This window comes from Limosilactobacillus urinaemulieris (assembly GCF_932750685.1).
Classification (GTDB): Bacteria; Bacillota; Bacilli; order Lactobacillales; family Lactobacillaceae; genus Limosilactobacillus; species Limosilactobacillus urinaemulieris.
Window position 1 is genome coordinate 49,982 of the sequence record NZ_CAKOBX010000003.1, and the last position, 14,773, is coordinate 64,754.

The following is a 14,773-nucleotide window of genomic DNA, read 5'->3' on the forward strand; positions in this document are numbered from 1 at the left end:
AAACATCAAGTACACGAAAGGAGAAAGATCAATGTTAGTGTTCAATAACCAATTACAACAATCTTCCTCCTCAGCCTCTAGCTCTATTCGAGGCTGAGTGATTTTAGTGTACCTATAGAACGGTTTAATGAATTGCCGGGTTCACTTAATCATTTGGCACTTTCCAGATGATTAAGCGTGGACCCGGTTTTTATTATGCCGATTTTGAATTGGAGGAATGGCGATGAATAATCAACCAAAAGAAGAATTAAAACGGTCGTTAGGTTTTTGGTCGGCAATCTCGATTGTCGTGGGGACAATTATTGGTTCAGGGATCTTCTTCAAACAGGGTTCCGTGCTTGATAGTGCCGGTTCATCAACTTTAGCCATTGCTGCCTGGGTATTTGGTGGGATTATTACCCTAACTGGTGGTTTAACTGTTGCCGAAATTGGGGCCCAAATGCCATACACTGGAGGTCTTTACGTCTACATTGAAAATCTCTATGGCCGGATTCTTGGTTTTCTTGCCGGATGGATGCAAGTAATCGTCTATGGCCCCGCAATCATCGCTTCGGTTGCCGGCTTTATGAGTATCTTAATGGCCAATTTCTTTGGTCTTGGTACTGAATGGCGAATTCCACTGGCTGTTATCACTGTTCTGGCAATCGGTGTGATGAACCTTTTTGAAAATAAGGTCGGAGCAATCTTTGCCATTATTACAACGGCAGGGAAAATGATCCCAATCGCAGCAATTATTATCTTCGGTCTCCTCTTTGGTAACCAACATGCATTTGGTCAAACCGTTACCGAAGTTCAACACGCTACTGGTGGCTTTGGTGTCGCAGTTTTAGCCACCCTCTTCGGTTATGATGGTTGGATCCTAATCGCTAACCTTGGTGGTGAAATGAAGAATCCACAAAAATTACTACCAAAGGCAATTATCTTGGGAATTACAGCTGTCTTAGTAATCTATACCCTAATTACTATCGGAATCCTCAAGTTCCTGCCAGCTAACTTAATCCACCGTCTTGGTGAAAACGCCACTGCATACTTAGCAACTAAGGCATTTGGTGCTATTGGGGGAAAGCTTCTCTCAGCCGGAATTATTATCTCAATGATGGGAACCCTTAACGGGAAGATGATTACCTTCCCTCGGATCGTTTACGCAATGGCGCGTCGTGGTGATCTCCCATTCTCGCGTTTTCTCTCGTTCGTTACACCAAAGGGAAAGTCGCCGGTCGTTGCCACATTGTTTATCGTGGCTCTTGCAACCGTGATGATGTTCTTCTTTGATCCTGACCACCTCTCGGATCTTTGTGTCTTCACGGTTTACTGCTTCTATCTTTTAGCGTTTTTTGGCATTTTCATCCTAAGAAAGAAAAATAATGGTCCCCGTCCCTTCAGCACCCCACTCTACCCACTCGTGCCAATTATTGCAATTGCCGGTGGAATCTTCGTTCTTGTCAGTGAAGTCTTCAACGATCCTGCCGGTGTCCTTCTCTTCATCGGAATCGTCATTGTCGGCCTCCCAATCTTCTATGCCGTTAAAAGAATGGATGCAAAGAGAATGTAGTAGAGTGTGAAGCCGTAAAAAGCTCCCGGATGATAACGATTTCTCTCGACGAAGGCGACTCGCGCCTAGGAGAGAGGTCGTTATCTTGAGGGAGCTTAGGCTGAGCACGTTTGGTCTATGCTGCAGTAGAAACAATTTCTCCCGACTGGATGCTGAAAGCATCTGGGAGGGAGGTTGTTAGCTCTAGCAAGTTCCTGGCGAGCAGTTCTTGACTCTGTCGCATAGAACCTGTCAAATAAACCTACAAGCCTAATAAAGGCCGAGAAAAGCAGTTTGCTTTTCTCGGCCTTTATCGATCTTAAATTTACTTAGTCTAATCGCGGTAAAGATCCTTCTTTACTTCTTAAACATCTTAAACTCCAAAAACAAATCATTATACTCACCCAGAACACGTCGAGGAAGATCCTTATACGTTTGCAGGTGTTCCATTGTTGATTCTGGCGGGTAGAATTGCTGATCATCAGTAACAGACCGTGGCAATAGTTTCTTTGCAGCGCGGTTAGGGGTCGCGTAACCAACGTATTCAGCATTTTTGGCTGCATTTTCTGGTTGAAGCATAAAGTTAATGAACTGGTAGGCAGCCTGCTTATTTTTTGCTGACTTAGGAATTACCATATTATCAAACCAAATATTGCTTCCCTCACTAGGGACAACATAGTGTAAGTGATGGTTAACACTCATCATCTCCCGAGCATCCCCGGAATAAGTTACCCCGACAGCTGCCTCGTCCTGTTCCATATACATTTTCATCTCATCCGCGATAATTGCCTTTACGTTTGGCGTTAAAGCTTGCAGGTGGTGTTGAGCTTGCTTTAATTGCGAATAATTTGTCGTATTAACTGACTTTCCTTGAGTAATTAATGCCACCGCAAAAACATCCCGTGCGCTATCAATTAATAATAAATTATTCTCTAGTCGTGGGCTCCAAAGCTGTTCCCAGTGTTGCACCTCTTGCCCGGTAATTTTTTGATCATTATAGATGATTCCTAACGTTCCCCAAAAATACGGAACTGAATATTGATTTCCTGGATCAAAATCCTGATTAAGAAAACGGGCGTCAATATAACGCAGATTGCTGAGCTTCCGATGATCCAATGGCGCTAAAAGGTGTTCTTTTTTCATCCGTTGAACCGTATACTCACTCGGGACTACAACATCATAGTTTGTCCCGCCTTGCCGGATCTTCGTTAACATTGATTCATTACTATCAAAGGTTTCGTAGTCAACGTGATAGCCCGTTTGGCGTTCAAACTTTTTGATCAGCGCCGGATCAATATAATCTCCCCAGTTATAAACGGTCACGGTCTTTCCACCACTACCATTATTCTGCCGGTTCATGAAGTAATCACCCAATGCTAGCAAGCAGCATAGTGCGATGATTCCCAGGAGGGCGCCCCAAAGTTTTTTCATTGAGCATCCCCCTCCTTAACTGTAACAACGCGTTGACGACGGCCAGCATGTTTACTAACAAAGTAATATCCAATTACTAACGCCAAGGACACAATGAACATCAAGGTTGATAAAGCGTTAATTTCAAGGTTAACCCCCTGACGTGCCCGAGAATAAATCTCTACTGATAACGTTGAAAAGCCATTTCCAGTAACAAAGAAAGTAACCGCAAAGTCATCAAGCGAATAAGTCAGAGCCATAAAGTAGCCTGCCATAATTCCTGGTGAAATCGCTGGTAAGATTACCCGGGATAGCGCCTGCCACCTTGATGCGCCCAGATCATAGGCGGCATCGACCAAGGTTGGCGACAATTCATTAATCTTTGGCAGCACCATCAAAACCACAATCGGGATTGAAAATGCAATATGACTTAAAAGCACTGAAACAAAGCCCAGGCGAATGCCAAGAACAGTGAAAAAGATCAAAAAACTTGCCCCAATAATGACATCTGGCGAAACCATTAAGACATTATTTAATGACAACAAACTATTTCGCCAGGTTCCGTGCGTTTCTTTAATTGCCAAGGCCCCCAGCGTTCCAATAATCGTCGCAATTAAAGACGACAACACTGCAACCAACACGGTATTAATTACGATCGTAATCATCCGGGAATCCGCGAATAAGTCGGCATAGTGCTGAAGGGAAAAGCCATGATAACGTTCCATCGTTTTTCCAGAACTAAAAGAGAAAATCATTAAATACAGGATCGGTGCATACAAGATAATAAACACTAACCCTAAATATAACTTGCCCCACGCGATCTTTTGTTTCATCTTAATGCCGACCTCCTTTCTCACGCGTATCACCAGTAACAAACATTACAATAAACATTGCGAGGATCAAAACAACCCCAATTGTTGACCCCATCCCCCAGTTTTGGGTTGTTAAGAAGTGCTCTTCAATCGCAGTCCCTAAAGTAATTACCCGGTTACCACCGATTAACCGTGTGATCATGAAGAGTGAGAGTGAGGGAATGAAAACTGCTTGAATTCCTGCTTTTACCCCGGGCATCGATAACGGAAAAACGATTCGCCGAAATGTTTGCCAAGAAGTCGCCCCGAGATCCTTGCTAGCATTTAATAATGAAGGATTAATCTCGATCAGTGCATTATAGATTGGTAAAACCATAAACGGAATTTCAATGTAGGCCGCAACAAACATAAAACTAGCGTCAGTAAATAGGAGCTGGTGGCTCCCCAAACCAACAAATTGTAAAAAGTGGTTAATTGATCCCGTCCGTGAAAAGAGACCAATAAAAGCATAGGTTTTCAATAACAAATTAATCCACGTTGGCAGGATAACAATCAGCAGCCAAAACTGGCGATTCTGCAATTGAGTAAGAATATAAGCGGTCGGGTAGCTAATCACGAGGGTTACCACTGTAATCAGGGCCGCGTACCAAACGGAATTCAGGGTCATCTTTAAGTATGTTGGCGATGTTAGGTAATCTTGGTAATTGGCCAATGTAAAATGACTATTAATATCAAAAAATGATTGATAAAAAATCAATGCTAATGGTGCCACCACAAAGAGGATGATCCATAAAGCATAGGGAACAATGAACATTACTTTTTGCCGCATTAATTCTCATCCTCCTCGTAACTATCAAGACGAGCATCAAAGTCTTCTTCGGATTCGTTGTACCGCATTACGTGGATATCTTCGGGATCGAACGTTAAGCCTACCTGGGCCCCGACCCTTGTTTTATGGATTGAATTAATCTTCCACTCATGGTTCCGCTGATCGTGAGCGGTAATTTGGTAGTCAACTCCCCTAAAGAGCTGCGTATCAACAGTTGCCTTCAACTTCCCCTGATCAACCGTAGTGATGTCTAAGTCTTCTGGTCGAATTACAACTTCAACCTTTTCGTTAGGCCTCATCCCGGCATCTACACACTCAAAGTCTTGACCATTAATATTAACAACGTAGTCCTTCTTCATTACTCCAGGAACAATATTACTTTCGCCAATGAAATCAGCAACAAAATGATTTAACGGTTCATCATAAATATCCACCGGAGTTCCCGTTTGCTGAATCTTCCCGTCATTAATAATCATGATTTGGTCACTCATCGCCAACGCTTCTTCCTGATCATGGGTGACAAAGATAAAAGTAATTCCCAATTGTCGCTGCAACTGACGTAATTCTCGTTGCATATCAACCCGCAGTTTATGATCAAGGGCTGATAAGGCTTCATCAAGAAGAAGAACTTTCGGGCGGTTAACAATTGCGCGGGCGATCGCTACCCGTTGACGCTGACCACCAGACATCGCAGTAATTTCCCGATTACCATAACCATCCAACCGAACAAGGTGCAGGGCTTCCTTTACCCGTTGTTGGATCGCCGGCTTTTTTACTCCCTTAATTTGAAGCCCAAATGCCACGTTTTCAGCAACATTCATGTGCGGAAATAAAGCATAATCTTGAAAAACAGTATTTACTTGTCGTTTGTTGGCGGGCACGTTATTGATCGGCTGCCCATCAAAAAGAATTTCACCACTGCTAGCTTGATCAAATCCGGCAATGATCCGCAGAATTGTTGTTTTTCCCGAACCAGATGGCCCAAGCAGGGTATAAAATTTCCCCGCTTCAACCTCAAAGTCAATGTCACGAAGAACAACATTATCATCGTAACGCTTACCAACATGTTTAAATTCCAAGATATTTTTTGCCATAATCTTCCCTCACGGTTTATTTACTTCATCGTCCATAGTTAGCCAATTAATTATACTCTTTATTTATTTCCCCGGTAGTTACAATGCAATGACAATTTGGATTTATAATGAAGAGTGTGAGCCAGCAGAGGACTTGCGGAAAGCCAGCAGAGCGTGAAGCCTCGCAAGGATGACTAGAACTTTATGGATATAAGGTTCAATCAGCTACTGCGGGGAGAGGTCGTTATCTTGAGAAAGCTTAGGCTGAACGCGTTTAGGCTATGTTGCAGTAGAATGATATATAGTTAAGTGTTACAAGCATTTTACTGTAACATAGCCAGTTTCTACTGCAACAAAGTCAAAACGTGTTCCCTCGGAACTCGCTAGAGCTAACGACCTCCGAGAAGTGGTGCAAGACACCACTCCCCGGAGAAATCGTTAGCTTTCCGCGAGTTCTTTGCGAGGTCACACTCTATCAACCCTGCTCACACTCTATCATAATGAGGTGCTCTTCATGAAAATTAACCAATTTAGTATTACTAAGACAAGTTCTGAACAAAAATTACGTGAATTAAAGAAACTCCATTTACTGAGAGCTAATGAATCAACGGAGCTAGATCCAACCCAAATGTGGCTCACTCTCCTTGCCCGTACTCACATGGCAAGCGATCAGCCAATTGCAGTTCGCCAGTGGCTTCATGATCTCCTTGCCACCTCAACCCTTGCAATTGACGAATGGCTTGAACATGATCAGCCGTTAACAACTGATGTTTTTTATCTAGTTGCACTTCAGCTCCTTCATTTCGAGCCAGAAATTGACTTTGATCTTAACCATCCCCTTGAAGACTGGGCACACATTGGTCTCCCGTTTGCCCAACACACTAGCTGGTCAACGTTAGATGTCCTAGAGGCCTTTTACCTGCTTCTCAATACCCGCAATAAGGATGGTCAGTCATTTATTGATCAACTAACGAGCGAAGGCTTCCTCACCTGGTCGTACCAATTACCGGCGTATAAAAAGCCACTGTACCTTAATGGCAAGCCGCTTGCCTCCTTTGATCCAGCCAAGTTTATTCATGAAGTAGTTTACGTTGAAACCGATATGGACACCGATTACGATGGACAAGCTGATCTTGTTAAAGTTGAAATTCTCAGGCCAGTCGATAGCAATAATGGTTTAAAGGTGCCGGCCGTCTTTACCGCTAGTCCCTATAATCAGGGAACTAATGATGAATGGGGAGAAAAGGTAACCCACCATGTTAATCATCCGTTAACCCATAAGGTTGCCGGAGAAAATTCTCCTACCGAACCAACCTTTCCAAAGCAATTCACCCATCGTGAAATTAAGGGCGAAAGTAAACGCGCCACAGAGAGTTTTGCGGAAACACCAGCTTATACCTTGAATAATTATCTGGCGGCACGCGGTTATGCAATTATCTACTCTGCGGGGATTGGAACTAAGGATTCTGATGGACTGCAAACATGTGGCTCACCTGAACAAACTGACTCAATGAAGGCAGTTGTCGAATGGCTCCATGGTGACCGAATTGCATTTACCGATCGACATAGTGGGATCAAAATCAAGGCATGGTGGTGTAACGGCAATGTTGCAATGACTGGACGATCCTATCTTGGAACCCTGGCCACCGCTGTTGCGACAACTGCCGTTCCCGGATTAAAGGCAATCATTAGCGAAGCGGCAATCTCATCATGGTATGACTACTACCGTGAAAACGGTCTTGTTCGTGCTCCAGGTGGCTTCCAGGGTGAAGATGCCGACGTTCTGGCTGATGAAACATTCAGTCGAACAAAGCGGCCAGCTGACTACCAACGAATTAAGGAAACAAATGATAAATATATTGACGAGCTTGCACAAGCAATGGACAGAAAGACCGGAAACTATAATCAATTCTGGGCTAACCGTAATTATCGACCAGCGATCAAAAAGATTAAGGCAGCCGTCATGATGGTTCATGGGCTAAATGATACCAACGTCAAACCAAGCAACGTTAAGACCCTCTATGACGAATTACAAAAGCTTCCCGTAACCAGCAAGCTAGTCTTACATCAAGGCCAACACATCTATATCAACGCCTTTCAGTCCTTAGACTTTTCTGAAATGGTTAATTTATGGCTAGCCAATAAACTTTGGGAAAAGGACAACCATGCAGACGAAACTCTACCAAAAGTGTTAGTTCAAGATAATACGCAACCTGAAACTTGGTGGAAATATAATGAATGGACTGCCGGGAACGCAAGAAGACTCTATTTTAATAAGACGGAATTAACCGCTAATGATCCGCAACTTTCTTTGGAATATCAGTTTAATGATCAGCAACCTACTGAAACTTTTGAAAAATGGTGTCGGAATATTAATGACTGGCAAAATTCATTAATCAAGGACCACGGAAAGTTCTCCTATAAATTAACGACAGCACCAGCAAAAGAAGATCTTTTGCTTCGGGGAACGCCTGAAGTTACCGTTACCGTTGCTTCTTCGACTGATCACGGGATGCTTAGTGCTCAATTAGTTGATTTGGGCACTGCTAAACGCTTAACGAGCTCGCCAGTTTTAATGAACCGCAACGGCCTTCAGTTAGGTTTTCATTGGGCAAGCGATGATCTCCGGGAATTTCGTTTACAAGCAAAGACTAGTGACTACAAGGTAATTGCTGACGGTCATATCAACCTGCAAAATCGTCATAGTGCCAGCCAAGTTGATGATTTAGCAGCAAATCAGTTTGTGAAAGTTCACTTTGAACTTCAACCGCTTTTTCATCACCTGCTTAAGGGTCACCGCCTCGGTCTGGTTATTTATAGCACTGACTTTGGCGCCACTCTTCGCGGTAATGAAGAGATTACCTATACTGTTAAAACGGCCGATAGTTCCTTGTTGATTCCGGGAGTAATGACGCTCTAGTTTCCCACACCAATCACTTATTTTTCACAAGTAAACTTATCCTGTGCTAGAATAGTTTGTATACTGTATCAATATGCAGGCAAAGGAGAGATTGAGAATGCAAACAGGAACAAAGATTATTACCCTAGATAACGGTTATCACCTGTGGACAAACACTCAAGGCGAGGGTGACATTCACTTGTTAGCTCTTCATGGTGGTCCTGGTGGAAACCATGAATACTGGGAAGATGCCGCGGAACAACTGAAAAAGCAAGGACTAAACGTTCAAGTTACAATGTACGACCAACTGGGCTCGCTCTATTCTGATCAGCCCAACTACTCAGATCCTGAAATTGCCAAGAAATACTTAACCTATGAATATTTCTTAGATGAAGTTGATGAAGTTCGTGAGAAATTAGGACTTGATAACTTCTATCTCATTGGTCAAAGCTGGGGCGGTCTCCTTGTTCAAGAATATGCTGTTAAATATGGTCAACACTTAAAGGGTGCCATCATTTCATCCATGGTCGACGAAATTGATGATTACGTTAAGCACGTCAATGCACTTCGGGAAAAGACGCTTTCTAAGGAAGCCGTTGACTTTATGAAGGATTGTGAAGCGAAAAATGATTACAGCAATCCGAAATATCAAGAGTATGTTCAGGTAATGAACGAAAACTACATTGACCGGAAACAACCTTCTAAGCTTTACCACCTTAAAGATCTTGGTGGCGATGCGGTCTACAACGCCTTCCAAGGTGATAACGAATTTGTAATTACCGGAAAACTAAAAGATTGGCATTTCCGTAACCAGCTTAAGAATATTAAGGTTCCAACCCTGATTACCTTTGGTGAACATGAATCAATGCCACTCGCTACCGGGAAAAAGATGGCCGAATTAATTCCAAATGCTAAGTTTGTTACCACGCCAAACGGTGGTCACCACCACATGGTTGATAATCCAGATGTTTACTACAAGCATCTCGCTGATTTCATTCGGGATTGCGAACAAAACTAAAGATAATTCAGAAGCTGAGAAAATTCGAATTGGTTTTCTTGGCTTTTCTTATTCTTTGCATTACAGATATTGATATTAGTTAATTCCTAACCATAATTGGTATACAATAAGAATGGAATACTTAAGATTGCGAGGTTTACTTTATGGCACACCAAATTACAAATTTCATTTTTGATATTGATGGGACACTCATTAATACTTATGAGAAATACATGCCACCAATGATTGATGTAATGGAAAAGCATGGCTACCATGTTCCTGCAGACCAAGTTGATTCTCTCAAGCGAAAGCTCTTCGGTATCACCGGTGCTGATTCTTTACGTCAGGGCGGTGTCAAAGAAGAGGATATCCCCGAAATGGTCGATGAATGGCGCGCATTATCTTTCCAACGCGAAGATTTAGTAACGGTCTTCCCCGGAATCAAAGAAATGATTATGGGACTAGCTGCTCGTCCTGACACAAAATTGGCAATTGCAACATCTAAAGTTCGCGAAGATTATCAAGAACACTTTGTCAATGATTATGACTGGACGAAATATTTTGATGTTGCCGTAACTGAAGAGTTAACTAGCAACCACAAACCGGATCCTGACCCAATCTTGCTGGCAATGGACGAGCTTGGTGCCCGTCCCGAAAATTCAGTTTACGTTGGTGATACGATCAACGATCTGAAAGCTGCTCATAATGCTGGCATTAAATTTGCTGGTGCACTATATGGATCATCACAGCCACAGAACATTCAGGACGCCGATTACCCACTCCAAGAGCCACAAGACTTATTGAAGATTGATTAGAAATAATCGAAGCTGAGAATCAAGTAGACTCGGTAAGGTTAAAAACTAACAATTATAGAAAGGTGACATAACAGAGGTTGTAAATAGCTTCTGTTATGTCACCTTTACTCCATTAAATTAGTAGTTTCCTTACTTCTTAAATAATTGCGCCATCTTGGCTGCAACCTCAGGATCAAGATTGTCAGCAAGGGTTCCGGTATTATCAGTTGCTGTTGTTTGCTGACTGTTCTTAATTATTTCGGCTAGGTTATCAGCAACAGCTTGTTCACCAATCTCAATCGGGTTAATAGTAAGTCGCCCACCGGCAGCATCAGCATGACCGCCACCATTAAAGTATTTCTCAGCGAACTTAGCAACATCAAGTTTCCCGTTGCTTCGTAAGGAAACACTGACCGGGCTAATTACCAATGCGGCATCGACATCAGGATGCTGGATCAGCAATTCATGAGCGATTTCCGACTTATAATCGTCAGCGTAAACAAATCCTAGTTGGTGTCCAGCAATCTTTGTAATTAAGGTATCCTTCAAATGGCTCTTTAGGTATTTTGCCCGCCGTTCATTAAGTGTCTTAATCAAAAGCTGATTTTGCTTTGCATATTCTTCCCAGCCAACACTAAAGACATTCGCAACGAATGATGCCGAGTCTTGCAGAGGATAAAACCAGAATAATTGGTCAAAGTTATCAGCAGCAACTCGTTCTTCTTCACTAATATTTGGATCATTTTGCCAATCCCATGTGTCATAAGCCCGAATAAGTTCTACAAGATATTCAAGCTGTTGTCGTCGTTCTTCACTTAATTCTGCGAAATGCGGCTGTCTTGTCAACCAATCCCAGACAAGACTCGTTGCACTAGGATTTACTTGCGGATTTGTCGGTCGAATACTGTTAGCTGAATGCTGTTCTCGTAATTCAGCCTCGGTTTCATGATGATCAAATACCAACCAGTGGTTAGCAAAATTAGCGTTTAGTTGCTTAAACGTATAATCACTATCTGGTGTCATATCCATAATATAAACATCTGTGGCACGACTTGCTTCTGGAGTCTGCAGCCATTTAGCAAATTCTTCATCAATCCGGCCTGCACCACAATTGGTAAGATCGAATTCACAATGAGAAAACATCGTTTCTTTGACCGTTTCTAATAATAGCGGTGCGCCAAAACCATCTAAGTCGTTGTGTGAGAAAATTTTAATTACCTGATTTGCCATGCTTAATACCATTTCCTTTGCTTAATCCTAACCAATTATACCAAGAAGCTTATTCATATGTCCTGACACTTTCAAAACTTCTTGGTATGATTATTATTAGTAAGCATTTAGAAAGGATAAAGTACTATGCAAATATACGATTATCGTCATGAGTTGATCGAATTACTAGAAAATACCAGTAGCGACCAGCAAAGTTTAAGGCAAACACTCCAAAGTTTAAACACCGTAATTAATATTTTAAATCATTACGAAGAACCGAAATCATCATTCCGGAAGCCAAAGCAATTTTTCCAACCTGAAAATCAGGCAACCCGACCAGCCCCGCGGATTAGGCAGGCAAGTCATTCTTCTCTGCTTACCGGTCCGGCACACGAGGTAACAGCCAGTCCTCTCAAGCGGCCAGTTACTCCCGAACCAGTTACGGTCGAAAAAGTTTCTCAAGAAGAGCGACTAGCAGCAGATGATCTTTACCTTGTTCACCGAAAATTAAGTGGTGCTGAGATTAATCACCATTATTACAACGAAGCATTGATTCATTCACTTCACTTTCCGCTTGAAGACGGTGACATTGTTCAACTCGATCCCCAACAAACGGTTCGTGGTCTGCCCGCAATTCGCCGAGTGACTGCTGACCACTTAGATGATTACGAACCAGAAAAGATTGAAGTAATTGAATATGCCGAGCTTAGCAGTGTTCCCGGTTCAGATGTCTTGCAAATTAATGCTACGCTAAAGGGTAATTCAATCTTGGATGAGAATTCGGCTAATACGATCGTTATTGATCCCTTTAAGTTCCCTGAGCGGAGTCTTAAGGCCGGAATGGTGGTCGACTACGCTTACTTTGACCATGGAAACGGTCTTGAAGACGCTAAGAATGGATCGATTCGCTGGATCCACGAAAAGCAGGACTTCGACACAACCAAACAACCTGCCAAGCCTAAGCAAGTGAAGAAACCTGTCCATCCGCGACACGATTACGAAAAGAAGTTGGACTATGATCTAAAGCAACGCATTGTTCTCTTAATTACCGGTGATCGGGAGCGTTCACAAGAATTAAAGGCAGTTGTTGATAAGCACCACGGGATTTATCATGCCCTTGATGCTTCCATGGAAGATAAGGTTTCGAGTAGCAAAATGAAACGCGAAATTCGTGAGGCTGACTTCGTTGTGGTCTGCATTGATAAAATTCATCACCGAATTAGTCAACTGGCAAATCACCATGCTAAGCGTTACGAGAAACCGTTGGCAATCGCGAACACAACAACCAACACCGCTGTCGAACGGGCAATTGCACGGGCTTTGAATGGTGACCCTGCCTATGCACAGACAAGCGAAGACATGGCTAATTATCAGAAAAAATAAAAAAATTCTAAAAAACTTGTTGACTTTTATTAAAAACTAGTTAGAATAATAAACAACAATTTAATTATTCGATCGCAATGAGAAAGAAGAGTAAATTAGCGATATCCATTAGCGAGTCTCGTTAGGTGGAAGGAGACAGGTTCAACGTTAATCGAAAATCACTTTCGAGCTTAAGTCTTAACTCATAGTAAGACTTAATGGTAGCACCCATTAACGTGCCAGCGTATCGCCCAGTCCCGGGCTGTACGTGTAAGGTATTATCAGTAATGATAATACAAAGATAGGGTGGTACCACGCTCGAGCGTCCCTTAACCAAAGTAATTTTGGTTAAGGGACTTTTTTGTTGGGATCAAAGCAATTATTTAACGTTTTTCCTAGGAGGGAATTGGTTATGCAGGATTTAACAACAAAAAAGTTAACATTTAAGCAATACTTAGTTGTTGCTTCGTTACTATTCGGGCTATTCTTTGGTGCCGGGAACTTGATTTTCCCGCTTCACCTTGGACAGTTAGCTGGTGCGAATTGGGGCCCAGCTGCTCTTGGTTTCTTAGTTACCGGGGTCTTACTCCCATTACTTTCCGTTCTTGCCATTGCTGTTACCCGTGCTGAAGGGGTTTACGATGTTGGTCGACCACTTGGTGCAGCATTTGCTCTGGTCTTTATGGTCTTGATTCACGCTACCATCGGTCCTTTATTCGGAACTCCCCGGACAGCAACCGTTTCATTTACCGTTGGGGTTGCACCATTCGTACCAAAAGCTGCTCAAGGCTGGTCACTATTACTTTTCTCAGCAGTATTCTTTGTCTTAGCATTTGCCTTTTCTTACAAGGAAAACAGCATCCTTTCAAACGTTGGTAAAGTTTTGAACCCTGTCTTCTTGGCACTTTTATTCTTAGTCTTCGTGGTTGCCTTCGCTAATCCGTTGGGAAACCCAGCTACTGCACCAGTAACTAGTGCTTACGTTCACAGTGCCGTTACTAATGGTTTCCTTGAAGGGTACAACACAATGGATGCTCTAGCAGGGCTTGCCTTTGGGGTTACTGTTGTTACCGCAATTAAAGGGATGGGCGTTCGTCGTCCAGGTGCTGTTTCAAAGGTTGTTACAAAGTCTGGTGTGCTCGCAGTTGGTGCCATCGGTTTCATCTACCTTCTCCTAATCGTCCTTGGTGCAATGTCACTTGGTCGCTTTAAGGTTTCACCTGATGGCGGTGTTGCTTTCAACCAATTAGTTAACGCTTATGCAGGTGCATTTGGTCAAGTTGTTTTAGCATTCCTATTAACTGTTACTTGTTTAACTACTGCTGTTGGTTTAGTTGCTGCCTTTGCTCAAGACTTCCACAAGCACTTCCCAAAGGTTAGCTACCATACTTGGCTAGCACTTAGTTGCCTTGCTTCATTCTTAACTGCTAACTTCGGTTTGGATCAAATCATCGCTTGGTCAACACCAATGTTAATGTTCCTTTACCCACTATCAATGGTCTTAATCGTTCTTTCAGTTGCTTCACCACTCTTCCATCGCGATGGCGTTGTTTACTTCTTCGTTGTCCTGTTGACTGTGGTTCCAGCACTTGGTGATATGGTTGTTGCTTTCCCAGCTGTTGTAAGTCAAAGTTCATTTGGTCTCTGGGTAGCCGGTGTACGGAAGATGATGCCACTCGCCTCAATGGGTCTCTCATGGGTTGTTCCAGCACTTGTCGGTTTAGTTGTAGGACTCGCATTCCACTTCTTCCGCCACAACCAAGTTAACGTTAAGCAGACAGAAGTTGATTAGTTTAATCTAGTAATCGCCATTAATTAAAAACTCCGATCTAAAAACTCAGTTCAGGATGTCACCAT

The 14,773-nt window shown here is 42.8% G+C and carries 11 protein-coding genes and 1 other annotated feature; of the genes, 6 read left to right on the forward strand and 5 right to left on the reverse strand.

The window, feature by feature from the left end:
* The first annotated feature begins 223 nt into the window (after positions 1-223).
* Positions 224-1,552, forward strand: coding sequence for an APC family permease (locus MR181_RS02875; protein WP_191912501.1), 1,329 nt, complete (start codon positions 224-226; stop codon positions 1,550-1,552).
* Between the two features lie 336 nt (positions 1,553-1,888).
* On the opposite strand, the gene MR181_RS02880 is transcribed toward MR181_RS02875, so the two are convergent.
* The 4 genes from MR181_RS02880 to MR181_RS02895 are packed head-to-tail and all read right to left on the reverse strand — an operon-like array spanning position 1,889 to position 5,676.
* Positions 1,889-2,962, reverse strand: coding sequence for an ABC transporter substrate-binding protein (locus MR181_RS02880; protein WP_242334645.1), 1,074 nt, complete (start codon positions 2,960-2,962; stop codon positions 1,889-1,891).
* A complete protein-coding gene (locus MR181_RS02885; RefSeq protein WP_191911041.1) occupies positions 2,959-3,774 on the reverse strand; it encodes an ABC transporter permease in 816 nt (271 codons plus the stop codon). The genes MR181_RS02880 and MR181_RS02885 overlap by 4 nt, the downstream gene beginning before the upstream one ends.
* 1 nt (position 3,775) lies before the next feature.
* Complete coding sequence (locus tag MR181_RS02890; protein ID WP_242334649.1) at positions 3,776-4,582, reverse strand: ABC transporter permease; 807 nt, start codon at positions 4,580-4,582, stop codon at positions 3,776-3,778.
* Positions 4,582-5,676 carry an ABC transporter ATP-binding protein gene (locus MR181_RS02895; RefSeq protein ID WP_242334652.1) on the reverse strand — a complete coding sequence of 365 codons (1,095 nt, stop codon included), beginning with the start codon at positions 5,674-5,676 and terminating at the stop codon, positions 4,582-4,584. Before MR181_RS02895 ends, MR181_RS02890 begins: the two co-directional genes overlap by 1 nt.
* A gap of 493 nt (positions 5,677-6,169) precedes the next feature.
* On the opposite strand from MR181_RS02895, the gene MR181_RS02900 reads away from it, so the two are divergent.
* The 3 genes from MR181_RS02900 (at position 6,170) to MR181_RS02910 (ending at position 10,366) form a co-directional block, all read left to right on the forward strand.
* Positions 6,170-8,575 carry a Xaa-Pro dipeptidyl-peptidase gene (locus tag MR181_RS02900; RefSeq protein WP_242334655.1) on the forward strand — a complete coding sequence of 802 codons (2,406 nt, stop codon included), beginning with the start codon at positions 6,170-6,172 and terminating at the stop codon, positions 8,573-8,575.
* A gap of 97 nt (positions 8,576-8,672) precedes the next feature.
* Entirely contained in the window at positions 8,673-9,572 is a 900-nt protein-coding gene (locus MR181_RS02905) for a proline-specific peptidase family protein (protein WP_242334658.1), read from the forward strand.
* Between the two features lie 143 nt (positions 9,573-9,715).
* Complete coding sequence (locus MR181_RS02910) at positions 9,716-10,366, forward strand: HAD family hydrolase (RefSeq protein ID WP_242334660.1); 651 nt, start codon at positions 9,716-9,718, stop codon at positions 10,364-10,366.
* A 129-nt stretch (positions 10,367-10,495) separates the two neighbouring features.
* Here MR181_RS02910 and MR181_RS02915 read toward each other — a convergent pair whose 3' ends face one another.
* Positions 10,496-11,575: a DHHA1 domain-containing protein gene (locus tag MR181_RS02915; protein ID WP_242334663.1), complete on the reverse strand. Its 1,080-nt coding sequence runs from the start codon at positions 11,573-11,575 to the stop codon at positions 10,496-10,498.
* Between the two features lie 126 nt (positions 11,576-11,701).
* On the opposite strand from MR181_RS02915, the gene MR181_RS02920 reads away from it, so the two are divergent.
* Positions 11,702-12,937, forward strand: coding sequence for a DUF2325 domain-containing protein (locus MR181_RS02920; RefSeq protein WP_242334665.1), 1,236 nt, complete (start codon positions 11,702-11,704; stop codon positions 12,935-12,937).
* 68 nt (positions 12,938-13,005) lie between these two features.
* Positions 13,006-13,249, forward strand: a binding site (T-box leader).
* 79 nt (positions 13,250-13,328) lie between these two features.
* On the forward strand, positions 13,329-14,708 hold the full coding sequence (gene brnQ / locus MR181_RS02925; protein ID WP_242334668.1) for a branched-chain amino acid transport system II carrier protein: 1,380 nt from the start codon (positions 13,329-13,331) through the stop codon (positions 14,706-14,708).
* Positions 14,709-14,773: the final 65 nt, after the last annotated feature.

Excerpts from the sequence above, each read along its gene's own strand:
- MR181_RS02875 (WP_191912501.1), top strand. The coding sequence starts at position 224 with ATGAATAATCAACCAAAAGAAGAATTAAAACGGTCGTTAGGTTTTTGG.
- MR181_RS02880 (WP_242334645.1), bottom strand. The coding sequence starts at position 2,962 with ATGAAAAAACTTTGGGGCGCCCTCCTGGGAATCATCGCACTATGCTGC.
- MR181_RS02885 (WP_191911041.1), bottom strand. The coding sequence starts at position 3,774 with ATGAAACAAAAGATCGCGTGGGGCAAGTTATATTTAGGGTTAGTGTTT.
- MR181_RS02890 (WP_242334649.1), bottom strand. The coding sequence starts at position 4,582 with ATGCGGCAAAAAGTAATGTTCATTGTTCCCTATGCTTTATGGATCATC.
- MR181_RS02895 (WP_242334652.1), bottom strand. The coding sequence starts at position 5,676 with ATGGCAAAAAATATCTTGGAATTTAAACATGTTGGTAAGCGTTACGAT.
- MR181_RS02900 (WP_242334655.1), top strand. The coding sequence starts at position 6,170 with ATGAAAATTAACCAATTTAGTATTACTAAGACAAGTTCTGAACAAAAA.
- MR181_RS02905 (WP_242334658.1), top strand. The coding sequence starts at position 8,673 with ATGCAAACAGGAACAAAGATTATTACCCTAGATAACGGTTATCACCTG.
- MR181_RS02910 (WP_242334660.1), top strand. The coding sequence starts at position 9,716 with ATGGCACACCAAATTACAAATTTCATTTTTGATATTGATGGGACACTC.
- MR181_RS02915 (WP_242334663.1), bottom strand. The coding sequence starts at position 11,575 with ATGGCAAATCAGGTAATTAAAATTTTCTCACACAACGACTTAGATGGT.
- MR181_RS02920 (WP_242334665.1), top strand. The coding sequence starts at position 11,702 with ATGCAAATATACGATTATCGTCATGAGTTGATCGAATTACTAGAAAAT.
- brnQ (WP_242334668.1), top strand. The coding sequence starts at position 13,329 with ATGCAGGATTTAACAACAAAAAAGTTAACATTTAAGCAATACTTAGTT.